Below are 17,982 nucleotides of genomic sequence, written 5' to 3'. Positions count from 1 at the left end.
AACCTTCGGCGGTTTAGCTCAGGAAGCTGAGGTCGGACGTGCGGTCAGGAAATCGCCGTCCGCTTCGCTGCCGCGTGCGACCACGATCGGGCGACCAAAGCGGCGTACAAGTTCCGCCAGTTCGAAGCCCAGAAACCGCAATCCACAGACGCGTTCGTCAGTGGCGCGATCCGTGATGCACAGCCGCCCCTGCCGGAAAGCAAGGCGATAGCCTTTGTCCCGCAGTATGTCGGCCAAACCAGCCCAGCTTGCTGCGCTTGTGAAAACTGGCCTGATCGCTGCCCGCAACAATGCGGCGCTTTCGCAATCTAGTTCAGTAGCTGCTGAACGGGCAATAATGGGGCCCGTACCTTCCATATGTTCTTGAATACCCATGAGCGTGCCTCCGCCCTTAAACTCTTAAAATGTGTCCCCCACACAAATAGGGTGACAAAGTTTCTCACACTAATCAATTTGTGAAACAATATTTCGCACCTGAATGTTGCGATTGTGACTCAGTCGGGTGCTGATATCTCACATTGACTTCATAACTGAAACAATAAGCCCTTGTCTGTGAAGGGGTTCACAACCATTGGTATAATTTGCAGAAAGCGATTTCTCGCGTTGCCAGTGAAGATTTGGCACATGGGGCAAATGATTCGTTTCAAACCGTTCTTTTCGCTCTTTAACGGGCGCAGTAACGCCGAACGGGTGTACGCACGATAACTGGCTTGACCATCCGGTGAAATGTCGAAAGGGTCGCGAAAAATCTGAACCCGAGGCAGGAATGTCCAAATCTCCCCCGCCCTTTGCCCCTTTCGAATGGAAAATCGCCTGGCGATACCTCCGCGCCCGTAGGGCCGAAGGGGGCGTTAGCGTGATGACCTGGATCTCGCTGATCGGGATTACGCTTGCTGTGTTTGCTCTGATCGCCACGCTGGCTGTCCGGTCCGGATTCCGGTCAGAGTTTGTAGGCACCATTCTTGGGGCCAACGCGCATGTCACCGTGTTTTCCGCCGGAGAAATCGACGCGCAGGGGCGGCTGGATCGCACCATCGCGGAATTTGATGGTATGGCCGAGCGGATCGCGCAGGTGCCGGGGGTCGAGCGCGCAGCGCCACTTGTCAAAGGTCAGGTGCTGATCACCAAAGCGGACCGCAGCTCGGGCGTGCAGGTCTTTGGCATTCGCCCCGACGATCTGGCCGAGTTGCCCGGTATTGCAGAAAGCGAAGAGGCCTATGGTGACCTGTCCCGGTTCCCGGACGGCATCGCCATCGGCTCGGGCGTGGCGCGGGCCATCGGGGCAACGGTGGGGGATCGGGTCAAACTGACCTCGCCCAACGGTGTCAAAACCGCATTTGGCACATCTCCCCGCGTGAACGCTTATGAGGTGGTCTATGTCTTTTCTGCCGGGCGCTATGACATCGACCGCACGCGCGTCTACATGCCGTTTGCCGAGGCGCAAAGCTTTTTCAACCGTGAGGGCGTGGCGGACGAGATCGAAGTGATGGTCGAGCGCCCCGAAGAGCTGACCCCGATCCTGATTCCGATCCTTGAGGCCGCAGGTGAGCGCAGCCAGATATGGACTTGGCAGGATGCCTCGGGAGGATTCCTGCGGGCGCTGGAGGTCGAAGACAATGTGATGTTCATCATCCTGTCGATCCTCGTGCTGATTGCAGCAATGAACATCGTCTCGGGGTTGATCATGCTGGTGAAGAACAAAGGGCGCGACATCGGTATCTTACGCACCATCGGGCTCAGCGAAGGATCAGTGCTGCGGGTGTTCTTCATTTGCGGGGCCTTTACGGGAATCATCGGAACAGCGATGGGCGTCGTACTGGGCTGCCTCTTCGCTATCTATATCGATCCGATTTTTTCCTTCGTGAACTACGTCATGGGTGGCGGCGTCTGGGACCCGTCCATTCGCGGCATCTACGCATTGCCCGCCGAATTGCACCTGTCTGACGTCATGAAAGCGGTGGGTCTGTCACTTGGCCTGTCTTTCCTTGTCACCTATTTCCCGGCTCGTCGCGCAGCGCGGCTGAACCCGGTTGAGGCGCTGCGCTATGAGTGATGTGACTTTAAGGCTCAGCGGTCTGACCAAGACCTATCTGCAAGGCACCCCAGGAGAGGTGCAGGTTCTGCGCGGTGCCGATCTGGAGCTGCGCGCGGGTGAGGCTGTGGCATTGGTTGCGCCATCCGGGGCGGGCAAGTCGACCCTGCTGCATATCGCGGGCCTGCTGGATATCCCAGATACCGGCGAAGTCGAAGTCGCAGGGCAGGGCGCGACGGGCAAAGGGGATCGCACGCGCACAGCGATCCGTCGGCGCGATGTTGGCTTCGTCTATCAGTTCCACCATCTGTTGCCTGAGTTTACGGCGCTGGAGAACATCGTGTTGCCGCAACTGGCAAACGGTGCTTCCGAGAAAGCAGCGCAAGCCCGTGCGATGCAGTTGCTTGATCGCGTTGGCGTCGCTCCGCGCGCAGATCACCGGCCAGCAGCCTTGTCGGGCGGAGAGCAACAGCGCGTGGCCTTCTGCCGGGCACTGGCAAATCAGCCACGTGTGCTGCTGGCGGATGAGCCAACCGGCAATCTGGACCCCGATACCTCGGATCAGGTGTTTGCGGCCCTTATGGCGCTGGTGCGGGATGAAGGGCTTTCGGCGCTGATCGCGACGCATAACCTTGATCTGGCGGCGCGGATGGACCGGATGTTGCGGCTGGAAGGGGGCGTGCTCAGGCCAGCTGAGTGATGGCGACCCCGATTGCCATTACTGCAATGCCTCCTGCCCGCATGAATGTCAGCGGCGTAACCTGAGCGCCGAACAGACCGAAATGGTCAATCGCAGCTGTGCTGATCAACTGGCCGAGCAAGACGAAAAACACCGCATTGCCCACGCCAAAATGTGGGGCCACATGGGTGATTGATAGCACATAGAAGGCGATTAATACGCCGCCCAGCAGCAGATGTTTGGGGGCTTGGGTGAGTTTGGCAAAGGCATCGGATCCACCGAGTAACAACAGCGCCAGCGCTGAAGCGACAAAGGCGATCGCGAACAGGACGACGGCGGCCGCATTGGGTGAGCCGATCAACCTGCCCAAGGCTGCATTCAGAGCGGCGAGGATGGGAACGCCGATCCCGGCGGCCAGCATGATGGCTGCGTATTGTGTCATTGCCTTTTGTCCCTGCGCCTATTTCGTTGATCTGGATCATTGCGCCAGCGTGAACTCCCGGCAAGTCTCGATTTGCCAGGCAGGAGGGAGAAAAGTGATGATCCGATCAATACTTGGCGCGGGCGCGCTGACTGTACTTACCATGATACCACAGGCCTCTTCAGCTCAGGACGTGGAGACCGGGGCCGAGCTGTATCAGCACTATTGCGCTACCTGTCATGGGCTGGATGCAACGGGGCATGGGCCAATGGCGGGGGTGCTGGTGATCCAGCCGACAAACCTGAGAACGCTGGCCGATGCAAATGGTGTATTTCCGACAGCGCGCGTCGTGGCGCGGATTGACGGGCGCGAACCGTTGGTCAGCCATGGCAGCCCGATGCCGGTTTATGGCCCCTATTTCGAAGGTAACGACACCGCGATCAAAACGCCGGAAGGGCAGCCAATCCTGACCAGCAAGCCAATCGTGGATCTAGTGGCTTACCTGAAGACCCTGCAAGTAAACTAACAAGCTCAGCGACAGATGCCATTAATCTCTGCGCCCGCCCAGGGTATCAGGACGGAGCTTTCGCGCCTGTTACCGGGCAATTTCGAGACTTCGAATTGGGCGCTTAGCATATCGTGCAGACGCTTGGTTCGAGGTGCGTCGGGGTCGAGCGCCCGGCAGCAAACATATTCCTCGACGATGGCGCCCTGCTGTTCGTAGCCATAGGCCAGAAAATCGGGCGAAGTATCAAGGTCGAACAGGTAAGGATCGTCCTTCCGGCCATGCTCTGCCGCAGCGCGGAACGGGTGATAACCAGTTGTCTTGCGATTTTGCCACTGCCAGACATGGGTTAATTCATGCGCAAGCAACATTGCCCCGATCAGGTTCACCTGATCGGGGTACTGGCTCATGTAGTCGTCCAGATACCAGTCCTTCGTGAAGTATACATGATTGAACAGCGCAACGCCCGCGGGTTTGCCGGTCACGGTTTCCTCTTTGACAGGTGGTAAGATTCGTTCACGGCAGGCAACCCGAGGGCGGGCTTTGCGGGTAAATGTAACCGCTGCGACGGGGGCACCCTCTACCAATCGCACACGATCCAGATTCAATGTGTCTCCGTGGATTTTACTGACAAATGCGCGCTCGTGATCGGTTAGAGGTCGACCACAGGCTACAAATAGAAACAGCAATGAAATCAACAGGGGGCGGATCATGGCATTAAGCCTAATGCGGCAGCTCGGCGCTGCAAGTCGTTTTCAAAGGCTCATCGCCAGAACCCGGCTGATTTCCGTCAGCGATCGCCCGGATTGCCCCATCCATGTATTGAACGCGGCCTGCACCACGGCCATTGCTTTTTTGGAGGTTGCAGGTTTGTCGATAACGCCCTCAGCGATCAGACGAGCTGTTACATCTTGGGACAGAATAAAGCTGTCCCGACCGGCAAATCGCATAGCATACTGCGCCGAAGCACCGCCAAGCCGCGATCCGCGCTTGGCGAGCATCTGTAGCAAGCCGACATAATCCTGTGATGGCCACCCGCCCAGAATTTGCCCGACGCCACCTTCCGCGCGGAGTTCCAGCAGAAACGCGGCATTGTCGCGCACTGTGGCAATCTTAGTTCCGTTGCGGACAATGCGGGTGTCCTGCAGCAGTGCGTCGAATTTCTCGTCATCCATGAATGCGCAGCGTCCAATGTCGAAGCCGTCAAATGCCGTTTCGAATCCGTCCCACTTCGATTCGATCACTTTCCAGTTAAACCCTGCCTGGAACACGGTTTTCGTAATAAGCGATAACCAGCGATCATCTGACATCGCCACCAATTCGGCGATTGGTTTAGGCTTGCTTAGCTTGCTTTCCAGTTCGGCGGGGCCGCCGTGGCGATCAGCCGATATCTGGTAGATCTTTTCAAAGTGACGCATTTCCCAGACCCTCCCTTATCCAGATGCTGCCTTATTAAGAAGATTTGACAAGGCAAATCAGATCTTGAGATGAAGCGCGTGTTTTATATTGACTAGTCAATCAATATCTTTGACGGTTCCGAACTGACGGTGTTAAGTGTGTGTATTGCCGAGTGGAGCAGCAGGGATGGGTCGTGTTTTCACGCTTGATGAAGCGCGTCGGACCCGGAACAACTGTTCCCTTTCCTTTTTCGGCTAAACTTGTGCATGTTGCGAAATGTGCTGTGACCACAAATGATCCTGGGCGGGCTCGATATCGCCATGGGGCAAACGTAAAAAACAGGGAGTTGTTGTTATGAAAAAGCTAAGCGTAAGCTTTTTGGCTATCGCAGTGGCCGGGGCGGCCCATGCCGCAGATATGGGCGCGGTCGATGAACCGATCAAGCTGGCGATCAACGAATGGACCGGTCAACATGTGACCACCCATGTGGCAGGTGAGATGCTGAAGGCCGCCGGTTATAACGTAGAATACGTGACCGCCGGGATGATGAATCAGTTCCAGGCGTTGGCCGATGGGGACATTGACGCGACATTGGAAATTTGGTCGTCCAACGTGTCCGACGAATATGCCAAGAAGATTGACGAAGGCACCGTTGTTGAAATCGGCGATCTAGGGCTTGATGCCAAGGAAGGCATTGCCTACCCGGCACATGTAGCGGAGCTGTGCCCGGGCCTGCCTGCGTGGGAAGCGCTGAAAGAGTGTGCGCAAGTTTTTGCTACGGCTGAAACTCTGCCCGGTGGCCGTCTGGTCGATTACCCAGCGGATTGGGGTACGCCCGGCGCGGATCGTATGACCGGTCTTGAATTGCCGTTCAAAGCGGTCCCCGCGGGTTCCGAGGGCGCTTTGATCGCCGAATTGCGCGCCTCGACCGAGCGCAAGTCGCCGTTGCTGATCACCTTCTGGCAGCCACATTGGGCGATGTCGGCATATGACGTACAGTTTGTCGAACTGCCTGCAGGCGAAGAGGCGTGCTTTAACGATCCGTCTTGGGGCCCGAACCCCAACGCAGTGAATGATTGCGATTTCTCGCCGTCACGTATCTTCAAGGCCGGTTGGAGCGGCATGGCAGACAAGTGGCCCGCTGCCTATGAAATCCTGACTAACTATCAGCTTTCGGTCGAAGACCAGCAGCCAATGATGGGGGCGATCGACGTAGATGGTGGCGCGGTCGAAGAAGTCGTCGCGGCATGGATGGCCGAGAATGAAGACAAATGGCGCCCCGTCGTTGACGCGGCAACGCAGTGAGTCCGCTTAAGTGACTGAAGCGAATACGCCAGCCATCGCCTGCCAGAATCTCTGGCAGGTGTTTGGCCAAGGTGCCGACAAAGCTCTGACCGACGCGCTGTCTCGGTCAGGGAGTGACGCTGACAAAGCCGCCGCCGATTTGCGCGAACTGGGGTTTATCCCTGCTGTTCAGGATGCCAATTTCGAGGTCAAAGAAGGCGAGCTTTTTGTCATCATGGGTTTGTCCGGCTCGGGCAAATCGACGCTGATTCGTTGCATTTCGCAACTTCTGCCCGGTACGGGCGGCGAGATCCGTGTGGATGGCGAGAATGTCATCGGTGCATCGAAGAAAACCCTGACTGAATTAAGGCGCAAGAAGCTGGGCATGGTTTTCCAGCATTTTGGCCTGTTCCCTCATATGACCGTGGCTGAAAACGTGGCTTATCCGCTACGTGTGCAAGGCGTCGGCAAAAAGGAACGTTTGGCGCGTGCGCAGGAAGTAATCTCGCTGGTCGGCCTGGAAGGCCGCGAAGATAGCTTTCCCCGGCAGCTTTCGGGTGGTCAACGCCAACGCGTGGGGATCGCGCGCAGCCTTGCGGTGAATCCCGATATCTGGTTTCTGGACGAGCCGTTCTCGGCCCTTGATCCTTTGATCCGCCGCCAGCTGCAGGATGAATTCCTACGCATCCAGGCGACGTTGAAAAAATCCATTGTCTTTATCACTCACGACATTCAAGAGGCGCTGAAACTGGCAGACCGCATCGCCATCATGCGCGATGGCAAGATCGTTCAGATCGGCACGCCGACGGATATCGTGCTGCGTCCGGTAGACGACTACGTGCGCGAATTTTCTAAGGACGTCGCCAAAGGCCAGCATGCTAAGGTTGCTTCGGTCATGCGTGATGATGCTGAGCGTGGGCCGGATGATCCGGGCCTGACCACATCCATGACGCTCGACGCGGCGCTCGCGCATTGCATGGAGCTGTATGAACCCGTTCCTGTCCGTGATGCAGACGGCAATATTGTCGGTACGGTTCATCCGTCCGATCTCGCCGCAGCTTTGCAGGTGGATGAAGCATGACCGCTGTGACGGATATCCCCGCGCGGCAGGCCCGCCTGACGGCTGGGACGCAGGCCGCGCTGATTACCCTTGTCGTTGGCGCGGTTTGCCTTGCGCTGGAAGGCGTCGCCCCATGGCTGGTCACATGGCCCAAAGAATGGGAACTGCCTGCAACGCAATGGGTTGGTGCGTTTCTCGACTGGTTTCTGAATGGCATTAAACCGGCGATGCGGTTGTTTTCGGACCTGATGACTTATCCGATGAATGCTGCAAACTACGTGCTTGGCAGCACGCCCTGGCCGATCTTGATTGGGGTCGTCACTGCGCTGGGTTGGTATCTGGGCGGTCTGCCGATGGCGGCGCTGGGGTTCTTTGGCCTCAGCTTCGTTCTGGCTTCAGGCTATTGGGCCGAGAGCATGAATACGCTGGCCCTTGTCGCCGTATCTGTCCCCGTGGCGCTGATTATGGGCGGGGCTATCGGTATTCTTGCCAATGAAGTGCCACGTGTGAAGGCCTTTGTTCAGGCAGTACTGGACATCATGCAAACGGTGCCGACCTTTGCCTATCTGACGCCGCTGCTGCTTCTGTTTGGCTTCGGTCCGGTGGTCGGCCTGATCGCTTCGGCCATCTACGCCGCGCCACCTATGGCTCGCAACGTTATGCTGGGGCTGGAACGGGTAGAGCCCGAAATCAAAGAAGCTGCGATCATGTCCGGCGGGACGCGCTGGCAGCAGCTCTTTCAGGTCGAAATTCCTGCTGCCACGACTCAGATCATGGTTGGTGTGAACCAATGCCTGATGGCCGCCCTGTCGATGGTGATCATCGCTGCGGTCATCGGCGGCTTCAACGACATCGGCTGGGAAGTCCTTTTGACCATGCGCAAGGCGCAGTTTGGTGAATCCCTCATGGCCGGTTTGGTCATCGTTGTCTTCGCAGTGATCATCGACCGGATGAGCGGCACTTTGGCGACCGAGCGCAAGCGATATGACAGCCGCGTTGTCTGGGCGATGCTGGGCTTTGCAGTGCTGTTTACCGCTGCCTTCTGGTCCCGGTTGCCGAACCCGTCTGACCTTACAGTTCTGGACCCGATGGCCGAGGCGATTGACACCGGCCTGACCTCATTTACGCAGGCTAACGGGCCTTGGCTGGACGCACTCAAGAACAATTCTCTGTTCTATGTGTTGTTGCCCTTGCGGATCGGTCTGGACCAGGCTGTACTACCGTTCACCTGGGGGTTCCAGTGGACCCCGAGCATGAGCTGGGGTCTGTTCGCCGCCGGTGCGGCTATCGCTCTGCTGATGGCGTGGCGCGGGCATCTGACCGGCGGTCTGATCGTTCTTATCCTGATCGGCATGCTGGAAACCGGCATATCAAACCTGCCTTGGCCGTTTGTCCTGACGGGCGCGGCTGCGCTGGGTTGGGTCGCGGGTGGCTGGCGTCTTGCGGCGCTGTCGGTTGGGCTGCTGTGTACCATCCTCGTTTCAGGCCTGTGGGAGCGGGCACTCCTGTCGCTCTACCTCAGCGGTGCCGCAGTGTTTTCCTGCGCAGTGGTCGGAGGGCTGATCGGTCTTGCCAGCGCAGTTTGGGGGCCGGTCTGGAAAGTGGTTCGCCCGATCTGTGATATGCTGCAGACGATCCCACTGTTTGTGTTCCTGATCCCGGTTCTGATGGTGTTTCAGATCGGTGAGTTCTCGGCCTTCTTGGCGATCTGTGCCTACGCGATCGTCCCGATGATCCGCTACACGCGACACGGGCTGGTCAACACACCCGAGGAAATGATGGAAGCCGCAATCTCCAGCGGCGCGACCGAATGGCAGATCATGCGCGACGTCCGCGCGCCTTATGCCGCACCGACCATCCTACTGGGGCTGAACCAGACCATCCTCTATGCCTTCGCCATGCTGGTGATTGCGGCACTGATCGGGACAACCGGTCTGGGCCAGTCGATCTATCTGGCGCTGGGGCAGGCGGATGTGGGGCTTGGCATCTCGGCCGGTGCCGCCATGGCGATTTTAGCACTGATCGCTGATCGTATGGTGCAGGGTTTTGCCGAGGAACGCCGCAAGGCGCTGGGCCTGTAAGACAGGGCAGGGGCGGGTAACCGCCCCTTTGCCCTCACTTGATTTCGGACAAAGACCAGCGCGCTGTCACGGCCTAAACCGGGCGCAACACGTTCGGAGATTACGATGACTGGTTGGGGCCTCTTCCTCGCAGCACTTGCCACATTCCTTCTTAGCCACATGATTCCAGCACGCCCAGCAGTGCGCGGCTGGCTGATCGGTACGATGGGAAAGCGCGCATATTTCGCCAGCTATTCAATGATTTCGCTAGCAGTTTTGGCCTGGTTGATCATCGCCGCCGCAAATGCACCCTATGTCGAAGTGATCCCGCCGCTTCCAATCTTTCGCTGGGTGCCTTTGCTGGTCATGCCTATAGTCTGCTGGTTGGCCATTGCGGGTCTGTCGATCCGGAACCCGTTCTCATTCGGAGGGCTGGGGCACCGTCCGTTCGATCCCGAAAACCCTGGAATCCTGCGCACGACGCGTCATCCGATACTTGTGGCGTTGATGCTATGGGCTTTGGCACATCTGTTGGCCAATGGAAGCCTGTCGCATGTCATCCTGTTCGGCTTGTTTGCTGGCTTTGCGTTGATGGGCTTGGCGCTCGTTGATCACCGCACTGCGCGGAATTTGGGGACGGAATGGGTACGCCTTTCCCGCAATACCGCGCGCCTGTCACTCAGCGCGCCCCGCCCTTGGCCCAGCCTTTGGGTCTGGTTGACTGCTTTGGCTTCTTACGCGGTTCTCCTCCACCTGCACGCATCGGTGATCGGGCTTTCTCCACTGCCTTGATGGATGAAGGTGGTCGGACAAGCCAACGCGTGCTATCTGAAACGTCACCAATTGAACTTTGAGGTCCAAAAAATGCATCTGGCCTATGTTACGACAACCGATCGCGGCGCAACCGATCGCCTGCTTAGCGAATTTGCGGATGGTCTTGTGCAGGCCGGTACACCGATTGCCGGGGTTGTGCAGACCAACACCGAATGTGCCGACGGATATAAATGCGATATGGATCTGAAAGTCTTGCCGACCGGGGAAACCATTCGCATCTCACAATCTCTTGGTAAGAACGCTCGGGGTTGCCGACTGGATCCGGCTGAATTGGAACGGGCCGTCGGCCTCGTGACGCGGTCGCTTGAGGATGGCCCTCAATTGCTGATCATCAACAAGTTCGGAAAGCACGAGGCGGATGGGCGGGGCTTTCGCCCAATTATCGCCGACGCTCTTGAACGTGAAATTCCCGTCCTGGTGGGCGTCAATCAGTTGAACATTGAAAAGTTTCAGGAATTCGCCGGCGGCATAGCCGAGGCGCTCGGCCCCGATGTCAGCAGCCTGACTGAGTGGTTTGACAAAATATCCCAAACTGACGTTCAACCCGCCGCGGCATCTGGCGGCTGAAGCCCAGGCATCCATCTGCTGAGCTGCGCGCATTGTTTCTCGCGCGCCCAACTGCCGCAAAAATGGTGGACTTGAGCCCACACATCGGGTCTAGCTTCGGTCAAAGTTGCAATCCGGCGGCCAGATATCCTGGGCGAGTGCCGACGAAATGGGCTTATCCATGATCGAAGATCAGTGCGTCTCAGATGAGCGATCTCTGGAAGCCGCTTGCGGGGTCGATGACCCGGCAGCGAAGCAATCCCGTCTCGATGGGTTGATGTCGACAGATCGCTTCTGGTTAAGCATAGTCACGGCTTACTTTCTGCTTCATGTCGTATTGCGAGTTGCAACCGGCGGCGCGCTTGGTCTGGATGAGGCTGAGATACTTCTTGATGCGCGCCGCTTGGAATGGGGCTACGGCCCGCAACTGCCACTTTACGCCTGGCTGCAATGGGGCATCTTTCAGATAACCGGTCCCGGCATATTAGGGCTGTCACTGCTGAAGAACGGGATGCTGCTGGCGACGGTTGTCACGCTGTACCTGACCATACGAACCCGTCATGCGCCACTGTGGGCAGGGCTGTCGGTCCTGTCACTTCTGATGCTCTATCAGTTTAGTTGGGAGGCGCAACGCGCGCTGACGCATACCGTTCTGGCCAATCTCTGCTCGGTTCTGACCTTCGCGGTGATTTGGGGGCTAATTCGCAAACCGACGACTTGGGGATTCGTCTTGCTGGGCGTAGTCGTGGCAATGGGAAGTTTGTCAAAATACAACTATGCGATCGCGCTGCTGGCCATGTTGCTGGCGGCTTTCAGTGCATCTGAGACGCGCAAGCCTCTCTGGTCGCCTCGACTGCTGCTTTCGTTGGGTGTCGCCGCATTGCTTGTCACACCACCGATGCTATGGGTTCTGAACAATCCCGAACACGCATTTGCAAGCGCGCGCAAGTTGGACATGAGCAGCGATGGCCCAACCACATTGATCGCGCTGCAAGGCTTGGTTGAGCTGGCCTTGGCGTCGGCTGGGTTTGTATCGCTCTTGCTGATCGTACTGGGCGTCCTTTGGTCGATCTATCTCAGGCAAGGGGTGGCCGCCAAAGGCGATGATCTGAGGCGATTGATGACGCGTACTCTGGTCTGGGCCTTGATACTTCTGGCGGCTGTAGTGCTTGTGAGCGGAAGCACCAACGTGAAGGATCGCTGGCTGCAACCGATATTGATTTATGCCGGCCCCGTACTGTGTTTGTGGTTGTTACCGAATGCAGGTCGTAAAGGCGTAAAGCGATTTGCCCAGGTCAGCGCCGTTCTGGCGGTGTTTATTGGACTGGCGATGCTGCATCACAATCTGGCAGGGGATGCCAAACGTGCGGCCCCTTTCGCTACTTTGACCTCTGAGATAATCGCGCAAACAACGCCCGAAAGTGCAATTGTTGCTGACAATTGGATTTCCGGAAACATGGCCTATTTTGCGCCCGATCATCCTGTTTACAGCGATCGGGACCCGCGCGCGCCAAATGCTGCTCTTCGGGTTTGGGAATCGGCTCGAAATGTCCCGAAGGACGTCGACCCAGCACAGGTGAAAACCTTGGTTGCGCCATACCGCTTTGACAACAACGAAGAGATGACGCTGTCATTTGGACCTGTGACGCAATAGCGCGGGGACCATGGCAACTGACAGCGCGCGGTGCAATCAAACAGATATCGGCCTGAACGAATGGCCCAAATTTATCGGTGAGTAAGTGGTGGGCGACCCTGGAATCGAACCAGGCGTGCGTCTCCGCGAGGGAGTTACAGTCCCCTGCCACACCTTGCGGCCTGTCGCCCACTGTCAGGCGTTGCACCTGACGTGGAGGCGTGATTACTAGCGCGTCTAAAGGGCGTCAACAGGAAAATACCGCTTTGACGCAGGAAACCGAATTCCCGGCCCGGAGGCCCGTATTATGAAGAAACCAAAGTGGGTCGTTGAGAAGGAACAGGCGCGCAAAGCGGCTGCGGCAGAAACCGTCTGGCTGTTCGGTCTACACGCCGTGCGCGACGCGCTGATGAACCCGAAACGGCAGAAGCTGCGCCTGATTGTGACGCGCAATGCCCGGGACAAACTGCTGGAAGCCATTGAATTTTCAGCGATCACGCCCGAGATGGTTGATCCGCGAAAATTCACCGCACCGATTGATCCGGGATCGGTTCATCAGGGCGCGGCACTTGAGGTCAAGCCGCTGGAATGGGGTGGGCTTGCCGAGAACTGTATCGGGCAGGAAAACCCACGTGTGTTGCTGCTGGACCGGGTGACAGACCCACATAACGTCGGGGCGATTCTACGCTCGGCAGAAGTGCTGGGCGCCAGCGCCGTTATTGGCACCCGCCACCATTCGGCGCCTGAGACCGGCGCGTTGGCTAAAACCGCCAGCGGTGCATTGGAACGACAGCCCTATCTACGCGTGCGCAATTTGGCCGATACGATCATCGAGCTGCAGAACATGGGGTATTTAGTCTTGGGTCTGGATGGTGAGGCTGAACAGACGATAGAAGCCACGCTGGGCGACAAGCGTGATCGCCCGGTGGCGCTGGTGCTTGGGGCCGAGGGGCCCGGGTTGCGGCAGAAAACCAAAGAAACCGTCGATCAATTGGTAAAAATTGACGCGGCGGGGGGATTTGGTTCTCTGAACGTCTCAAATGCCGCGGCGATCGCACTATATGCATCCAAACCCAGATGACAGGAGGCCCCCATATCCACTCCACATAAAATTGCCACCTGCTGCTATTGCGGTACCCGTGCCGCATTGGTTCTTCGGGGAAAGCAACAGCACGAGCTGAGTTGCGCAAGCTGCGGCGCACCCCTGCATAATCTCAAGATGGTGCCAAAAGCCAAACTGGCAGATCGGCCGATCAAAAGTTACCAGCCGGCACAGAAGCACAAAAAATACAAGAAGAAGAAAAAGCGGGGCCTGTTCTCAAAGGTGTTGGACGAAGCCTGGGACGTGATCGAAGACGTTTTCGATTAACAACCACACGCCCGTTCACATCGGCGTCATGGGGGTTTCAGATACGGTTTGAAATATGCATCTTGAAGCCCTCTAACCGCAATCCAGTGAATTACCTATGTTGTCTCGACGTTCCTTCTTGATCAGTCTCTTTTGTACCCCGTTTGCCTCTGTCGTCGGTGCGCAGGAAATGCCCATGTTCTACGTGGACGATGGGATGGCGGTCTCAGGCTATGATGCGGTTTCTTATTTCAAGGCTGGAGCACCAGAGTTGGGTCAGCCCGACATAGCGCTGATGTGGAAGGGTGCGATTTGGCGGTTTGCGTCAGAGGAAAATCGCGATCGATTTGAACGCAATCCGCGCGCCTATGCCCCGCAGTTTGGTGGTTACTGCGCCTATGCGATGGCGAAAGGCCTGCTAAGCAGTACCGATCCCAAGGCATGGCAGATTGTGGATGGGCGGTTATATCTGACCCACTCGGAAGCGATCGAACGTATCTGGGAACGCGATGTCACCAATTACATCCGCGAGGCCGAGGGGCATTGGCCTGCGGTTCTTTACCAATAAAACCTATTGCTCTTGGCTTAAGATCGGCGCGCGGCTTATGTAACGAGCCGTTCTGACCATGATCGCCGAAGGAAATGCGCACGGTCCCATTCGGCGGCATTCCGCCTTTTGTGATGTGTCATCACAAAAATGCGCGCGACCTCTTTTTTTTAGAAAACTCATGCTTAAATGTCACAGTGACCGCGGAATGGAACTGCCGCGGGTCATTTCACTGTCCCTCGTTCCAACAACTGGCGCTCAGGAGTTTCCTGGGCGCTTTTTTCTTTGCATGCGCTTGCTTATGGTGTGCTCATGAATGACTACTCCGACGATGTTCTGACCCAAATCCTTAGGCGCACCAAAGTGGTTGCGGTGGTTGGGGTTTCAATGAACCCGGTGCGGCCCAGCTATTACGTGGCGCGGTATCTGTCGCTCAAGGGATATCGGGTGATACCGGTCAATCCGGGCCATGCAGGCAAGATGCTGTTTGGCCAGACGGTGCAGGCTTCGCTGTCCGACATTCCCGAGCCCGTCGATATGGTTGACATCTTTCGCCGCTCCGAGGCCGTGCCACCCATTGTCGACGAGGCGCTGGATGCGTTTCCCGACTTGCGCACCATCTGGATGCAGATCGGAGTTGAACATGCCGAGGCCGCTGCTAAAGCGCAGGCCCGCGATATCGACGTAGTCATGAACCGCTGCCCCAAGATCGAATATCAGCGCTTGTTTGGCGAACTGCGTATGGGTGGGTTTGCGACTGGAGTGATTTCGTCCAAGCTGTGACGGCCCTGACGTTTGTGTCTACGTCCCGGCCTGAATTGAACAGAAATGGTGCATTTGTTGAGGGGGAGGTCCAATTGACCTATACCCATTCAGCAAACCAATAAGACAGGACCATGCGGAATGATTGCTTATGTGACTGTTGGTGTTGACGATATCACGCGTGCCGAGCGGTTTTATTCGGCGTTCCTGCCAGCCCTTGGTTATGCGTTGGAGCGGTATCACGGAGACTTGAGCTATGCGCTGCCAGTGCCGCCGGGGCAATCCCCGGTTCAGCCCGAGTTCTATGTAAAATCACCCTTTGATGGAGGCGCGGCTTCGGCTGGCAACGGGTCCATGGTGGCGTTTGAGGCGCGCACCCAACAGCAGGTTCGCGACCTTCACGCCGCTGCGCTTGCCGCAGGCGGGTCTGACGAAGGCCAGCCGGGCTTTCGCGCCTCGTATGGTCCGAATTTCTATGTTGGCTATCTGCGCGATCCTCAGGGCAACAAAATCGCGCTGTTTTCCAGCAATCCAAACGAGCCTGGGCGCGACGGGTAACGCTTTCGTCGGGTCGCTGTGGCGCTTCGATCGCTGCCCGCAGAAGCTCAGTCTCACAGGCTGGATGCTTGTTCCTGTCGCCGCTTTTCCAGAACCACTTCGCGTGGAACCCACTCGTAACGGGTGTCCTCAACCAGGGGCGACCAGAATAGCACTCCGCCATAGCGCCAGGGATCCAAGACGACGCCTTCGTACATGCTCTCTCCCTTGCGGCTGATAATGGCAGTGCTGTGGTCGATGCGGAACGGGTTATCCGCGTTGGCGATGGCGCGGTGCATTTCCAGAGTGCGGAACTGCTCCTGATCCAGTCGCCGCTCAATATCTTCAGCCCAGTGCCAGCACAGACCACGCGGACGCAGACCTTTGTTGACCTTGGCGTTATGGATAAGCGGAGGGTCGGTGATCTCGTATTCCTGCGCCAGTTGCGCAGTATAGGCATAGGCGATGCGGGCGGCGCGGGTGGCCTCTTCCGGGTCGATATCGGGGCCGAGGCTTTGGATTTCAGCCGCCAGCCGCTGGACCTCATCTCCGGAAGACGGGGGAGGGGTGGCACAGGCGGCGAGGGTGGCAAGCGCTGCCGCGAACACCAAAGCTCTGATCATCTGCGCGCCCTTTGCCTCAATGCATCCGAACCCGGAGTATAGCGGGCCGGGTCATCGCACGAAACCCGCTTAGTCTTTTGGTCGGGATGCCTTTTCCGTGATGCCGCTGGTGCCCTGTCGACGGGCCAGTTCGCCCAGCACATCATCCAGCGCAACATCGCGCGCAGCCAGCATCACTAGCAGGTGATAAAGCACATCAGCCGCCTCGGAGGTCAGTTTTCCCCTGTCCCCTTTGGCGGCTTCGATGATTGCTTCAATGGCTTCTTCGCCGAATTTCTCGGCACATTTCTCGGGACCTTTGGCCAACAGCTTGGCGGTCCAGCTGCTGTCTGGATCTGCCCCTTTACGGGCCTCAATCGTAGCCGCCAGATCGTGCAAAATACTCATGTCAGCCTCATCGGTATGCCAGCGGCGGCCATATGCTCTTTGGCCTCGTGGATGGTGTATTCGCCGAAATGGAAGATCGAGGCGGCAAGCACCGCGCTGGCCCCACCTTTGGTCACACCTTCGACAAGATGGTCCAGATTGCCTACGCCCCCGCTGGCGATGACCGGCACTTCCACCGCGTCACTGATCGCTCGGGTCAGGGGCAGGTTGAACCCGGCCTTGGTGCCATCGCGATCCATCGAGGTTAGCAGGATTTCACCTGCGCCCTTGGCGACGACGGTTTTGGCAAATTCAACGGCGTCGATGCCTGTTGGTTTGCGTCCGCCATGGGTGAAAATCTCCCACTTGCCGGGGCTGACTGTCTTGGCGTCAATGGCACAGACAATGCACTGGCTGCCGAACTGGTCCGCTGCTTCGGCGATGACGTCCGGATTCGCGACGGCGGCCGAGTTAAAGCTGACCTTATCAGCCCCCGCCAGCAACAGCGCCCGCACGTCATCTTTGGTGCGCACGCCACCACCTACAGTCAGAGGCACAAAGCACTGCTCTGCCGTGCGTTGGACCACATCGAACATCGTGCCGCGGTTCTCATGCGTCGCATGGATGTCCAGAAAGCAGATCTCATCCGCTCCGGCGGCGTCGTATGCCTTGGCCGATTCCACGGGGTCACCAGCATCGCGCAGGCCAACGAAATTCACACCTTTGACCACACGGCCATCGGCGACATCCAAACAGGGAATGATGCGGGTTTTCAGCATGGGCTTTCCTTTGCTCGGGGCACCTGTACCGGCAAAGCCCCGCCGATGCCAGACTTGTGATTGTGATCTGTCGCGAAGCCATGGAAATTAGGGGTGAAATTTATGAAAAGGATTACGCAGATGCGACAACTTCTTTTGGCTTCAATTCTCACATTCGGAGGCGCCCTGTCCGCCATGGCTGACGACATCATCAAAGTGGAAACCAACAAATCCGTGGCCGAGGCGCTGGACGCGCTGGAAGCCGCCGTGGGTAATGCGGGCGCCACCGTGTTTGCCCGCGTGGATCACGCGGCGGGGGCGGAAAAGGTCGGAACGCCGATCCCGGCCAATCAGGTGCTGATTTTCGGCAACCCGGCTCTGGGCACTCCCGCCATGCAGATCGACCCGCGCGCGGGGCTGTTCTTGCCGCTGAAGGTGCAGGCCTACGAAGACGCAAACGGACAGGTCTGGCTGGCTTATGAAGATCCGAAAGAGACGATGGACGAGCTCGACGAAGTAGAGAAATCCCCCATCATCGAAAAGATGCGCGGCGCTTTGGCGAAACTGACCGCCGCCGCTGCTCAATAAC

At 57.7% G+C, this 17,982-nt stretch carries 22 protein-coding genes and 1 tRNA gene; 15 read left to right on the top strand and 8 right to left on the bottom strand.

Annotated features, from left to right (window positions below):
• Window positions 1–18: 18 nt before the first annotated feature.
• Window positions 19–375: a hypothetical protein gene (locus ACR0JG_RS00885; RefSeq protein ID WP_170588431.1), complete on the bottom strand. Its 357-nt coding sequence runs from the start codon at window positions 373–375 to the stop codon at window positions 19–21.
• Between the two features lie 391 nt (window positions 376–766).
• On the opposite strand from ACR0JG_RS00885, the gene ACR0JG_RS00880 reads away from it, so the two are divergent.
• Window positions 767–2,053 (top strand): lipoprotein-releasing ABC transporter permease subunit, encoded by a 1,287-nt coding sequence (locus tag ACR0JG_RS00880; protein ID WP_480567214.1) that lies wholly within the window; start codon window positions 767–769, stop codon window positions 2,051–2,053.
• Window positions 2,046–2,732, top strand: coding sequence for an ABC transporter ATP-binding protein (locus ACR0JG_RS00875; RefSeq protein WP_170392116.1), 687 nt, complete (start codon window positions 2,046–2,048; stop codon window positions 2,730–2,732). The genes ACR0JG_RS00880 and ACR0JG_RS00875 overlap by 8 nt, the downstream gene beginning before the upstream one ends.
• On the opposite strand, the gene ACR0JG_RS00870 is transcribed toward ACR0JG_RS00875, so the two are convergent.
• Window positions 2,716–3,153: a DMT family transporter gene (locus tag ACR0JG_RS00870; RefSeq protein WP_170818768.1), complete on the bottom strand. Its 438-nt coding sequence runs from the start codon at window positions 3,151–3,153 to the stop codon at window positions 2,716–2,718. The genes ACR0JG_RS00875 and ACR0JG_RS00870 overlap by 17 nt on opposite strands.
• A gap of 97 nt (window positions 3,154–3,250) precedes the next feature.
• Here ACR0JG_RS00870 and ACR0JG_RS00865 point away from each other — a divergent pair, with 97 nt between their 5' ends.
• Window positions 3,251–3,658 (top strand): c-type cytochrome, encoded by a 408-nt coding sequence (locus tag ACR0JG_RS00865; RefSeq protein ID WP_170392112.1) that lies wholly within the window; start codon window positions 3,251–3,253, stop codon window positions 3,656–3,658.
• 5 nt (window positions 3,659–3,663) lie between these two features.
• Here the strand turns inward: ACR0JG_RS00865 and ACR0JG_RS00860 are convergent, their stop codons facing one another.
• Entirely contained in the window at window positions 3,664–4,350 is a 687-nt protein-coding gene (locus tag ACR0JG_RS00860) for a hypothetical protein (protein WP_170635994.1), read from the bottom strand.
• A gap of 42 nt (window positions 4,351–4,392) precedes the next feature.
• Entirely contained in the window at window positions 4,393–5,055 is a 663-nt protein-coding gene (locus ACR0JG_RS00855) for a DNA-3-methyladenine glycosylase I (RefSeq protein WP_480567213.1), read from the bottom strand.
• 334 nt (window positions 5,056–5,389) lie between these two features.
• Here ACR0JG_RS00855 and ACR0JG_RS00850 point away from each other — a divergent pair, with 334 nt between their 5' ends.
• From ACR0JG_RS00850 to ACR0JG_RS00825, 6 genes are all read left to right on the top strand, one after another.
• Window positions 5,390–6,340, top strand: coding sequence for an ABC transporter substrate-binding protein (locus tag ACR0JG_RS00850; RefSeq protein ID WP_170392106.1), 951 nt, complete (start codon window positions 5,390–5,392; stop codon window positions 6,338–6,340).
• A gap of 10 nt (window positions 6,341–6,350) precedes the next feature.
• Window positions 6,351–7,400: a betaine/proline/choline family ABC transporter ATP-binding protein gene (locus ACR0JG_RS00845; protein WP_170401466.1), complete on the top strand. Its 1,050-nt coding sequence runs from the start codon at window positions 6,351–6,353 to the stop codon at window positions 7,398–7,400.
• A complete protein-coding gene (locus ACR0JG_RS00840) occupies window positions 7,397–9,460 on the top strand; it encodes an ABC transporter permease subunit (RefSeq protein ID WP_170625267.1) in 2,064 nt (687 codons plus the stop codon). Before ACR0JG_RS00845 ends, ACR0JG_RS00840 begins: the two co-directional genes overlap by 4 nt.
• A 105-nt stretch (window positions 9,461–9,565) precedes the next feature.
• On the top strand, window positions 9,566–10,231 hold the full coding sequence (locus tag ACR0JG_RS00835; RefSeq protein WP_480567212.1) for an NnrU family protein: 666 nt from the start codon (window positions 9,566–9,568) through the stop codon (window positions 10,229–10,231).
• A gap of 72 nt (window positions 10,232–10,303) precedes the next feature.
• Window positions 10,304–10,840 (top strand): DUF2478 domain-containing protein, encoded by a 537-nt coding sequence (locus ACR0JG_RS00830; protein ID WP_480568989.1) that lies wholly within the window; start codon window positions 10,304–10,306, stop codon window positions 10,838–10,840.
• A gap of 160 nt (window positions 10,841–11,000) precedes the next feature.
• Window positions 11,001–12,473 carry an ArnT family glycosyltransferase gene (locus tag ACR0JG_RS00825; protein WP_480567211.1) on the top strand — a complete coding sequence of 491 codons (1,473 nt, stop codon included), beginning with the start codon at window positions 11,001–11,003 and terminating at the stop codon, window positions 12,471–12,473.
• A gap of 86 nt (window positions 12,474–12,559) precedes the next feature.
• Here the strand turns inward: ACR0JG_RS00825 and ACR0JG_RS00820 are convergent.
• A tRNA-Tyr gene (locus tag ACR0JG_RS00820) sits at window positions 12,560–12,643 on the bottom strand.
• 116 nt (window positions 12,644–12,759) lie between these two features.
• Here ACR0JG_RS00820 and rlmB point away from each other — a divergent pair.
• The 5 genes from rlmB (at window position 12,760) to ACR0JG_RS00795 (ending at window position 15,667) form a co-directional block, all read left to right on the top strand.
• Entirely contained in the window at window positions 12,760–13,533 is a 774-nt protein-coding gene (gene rlmB / locus ACR0JG_RS00815) for a 23S rRNA (guanosine(2251)-2'-O)-methyltransferase RlmB (RefSeq protein WP_480567210.1), read from the top strand.
• 12 nt (window positions 13,534–13,545) lie between these two features.
• Window positions 13,546–13,821: a hypothetical protein gene (locus tag ACR0JG_RS00810; RefSeq protein ID WP_255612144.1), complete on the top strand. Its 276-nt coding sequence runs from the start codon at window positions 13,546–13,548 to the stop codon at window positions 13,819–13,821.
• A gap of 175 nt (window positions 13,822–13,996) precedes the next feature.
• Window positions 13,997–14,368, top strand: a complete 372-nt coding sequence (locus tag ACR0JG_RS00805; RefSeq protein WP_170735482.1) for a YHS domain-containing (seleno)protein — start codon at window positions 13,997–13,999, stop codon at window positions 14,366–14,368.
• Between the two features lie 291 nt (window positions 14,369–14,659).
• Window positions 14,660–15,130, top strand: coding sequence for a CoA-binding protein (locus ACR0JG_RS00800; RefSeq protein ID WP_170392089.1), 471 nt, complete (start codon window positions 14,660–14,662; stop codon window positions 15,128–15,130).
• 120 nt (window positions 15,131–15,250) lie between these two features.
• Window positions 15,251–15,667, top strand: a complete 417-nt coding sequence (locus tag ACR0JG_RS00795; RefSeq protein ID WP_170392087.1) for a VOC family protein — start codon at window positions 15,251–15,253, stop codon at window positions 15,665–15,667.
• A 53-nt stretch (window positions 15,668–15,720) separates the two neighbouring features.
• Here the strand turns inward: ACR0JG_RS00795 and ACR0JG_RS00790 are convergent, their stop codons facing one another.
• From ACR0JG_RS00790 to hisF, 3 genes are all read right to left on the bottom strand, one after another.
• Window positions 15,721–16,269, bottom strand: coding sequence for a hypothetical protein (locus ACR0JG_RS00790; RefSeq protein ID WP_170661969.1), 549 nt, complete (start codon window positions 16,267–16,269; stop codon window positions 15,721–15,723).
• Between the two features lie 69 nt (window positions 16,270–16,338).
• Complete coding sequence (locus tag ACR0JG_RS00785) at window positions 16,339–16,656, bottom strand: phosphoribosyl-ATP diphosphatase (protein WP_170392083.1); 318 nt, start codon at window positions 16,654–16,656, stop codon at window positions 16,339–16,341.
• Window positions 16,653–17,414 (bottom strand): imidazole glycerol phosphate synthase subunit HisF, encoded by a 762-nt coding sequence (hisF, locus tag ACR0JG_RS00780; protein ID WP_170392081.1) that lies wholly within the window; start codon window positions 17,412–17,414, stop codon window positions 16,653–16,655. Before hisF ends, ACR0JG_RS00785 begins: the two co-directional genes overlap by 4 nt.
• A 120-nt stretch (window positions 17,415–17,534) precedes the next feature.
• Between hisF and ACR0JG_RS00775 the strand changes: the two genes are divergently transcribed.
• Window positions 17,535–17,981, top strand: coding sequence for a DUF302 domain-containing protein (locus tag ACR0JG_RS00775; protein ID WP_255611717.1), 447 nt, complete (start codon window positions 17,535–17,537; stop codon window positions 17,979–17,981).
• Window position 17,982: the final 1 nt, after the last annotated feature.

Source organism: Ruegeria sp. AD5 (assembly GCF_056542345.1).
Note: the sequence above shows the minus strand (reverse complement) of the source record. Positions and strands in the feature narration are given on the sequence as shown.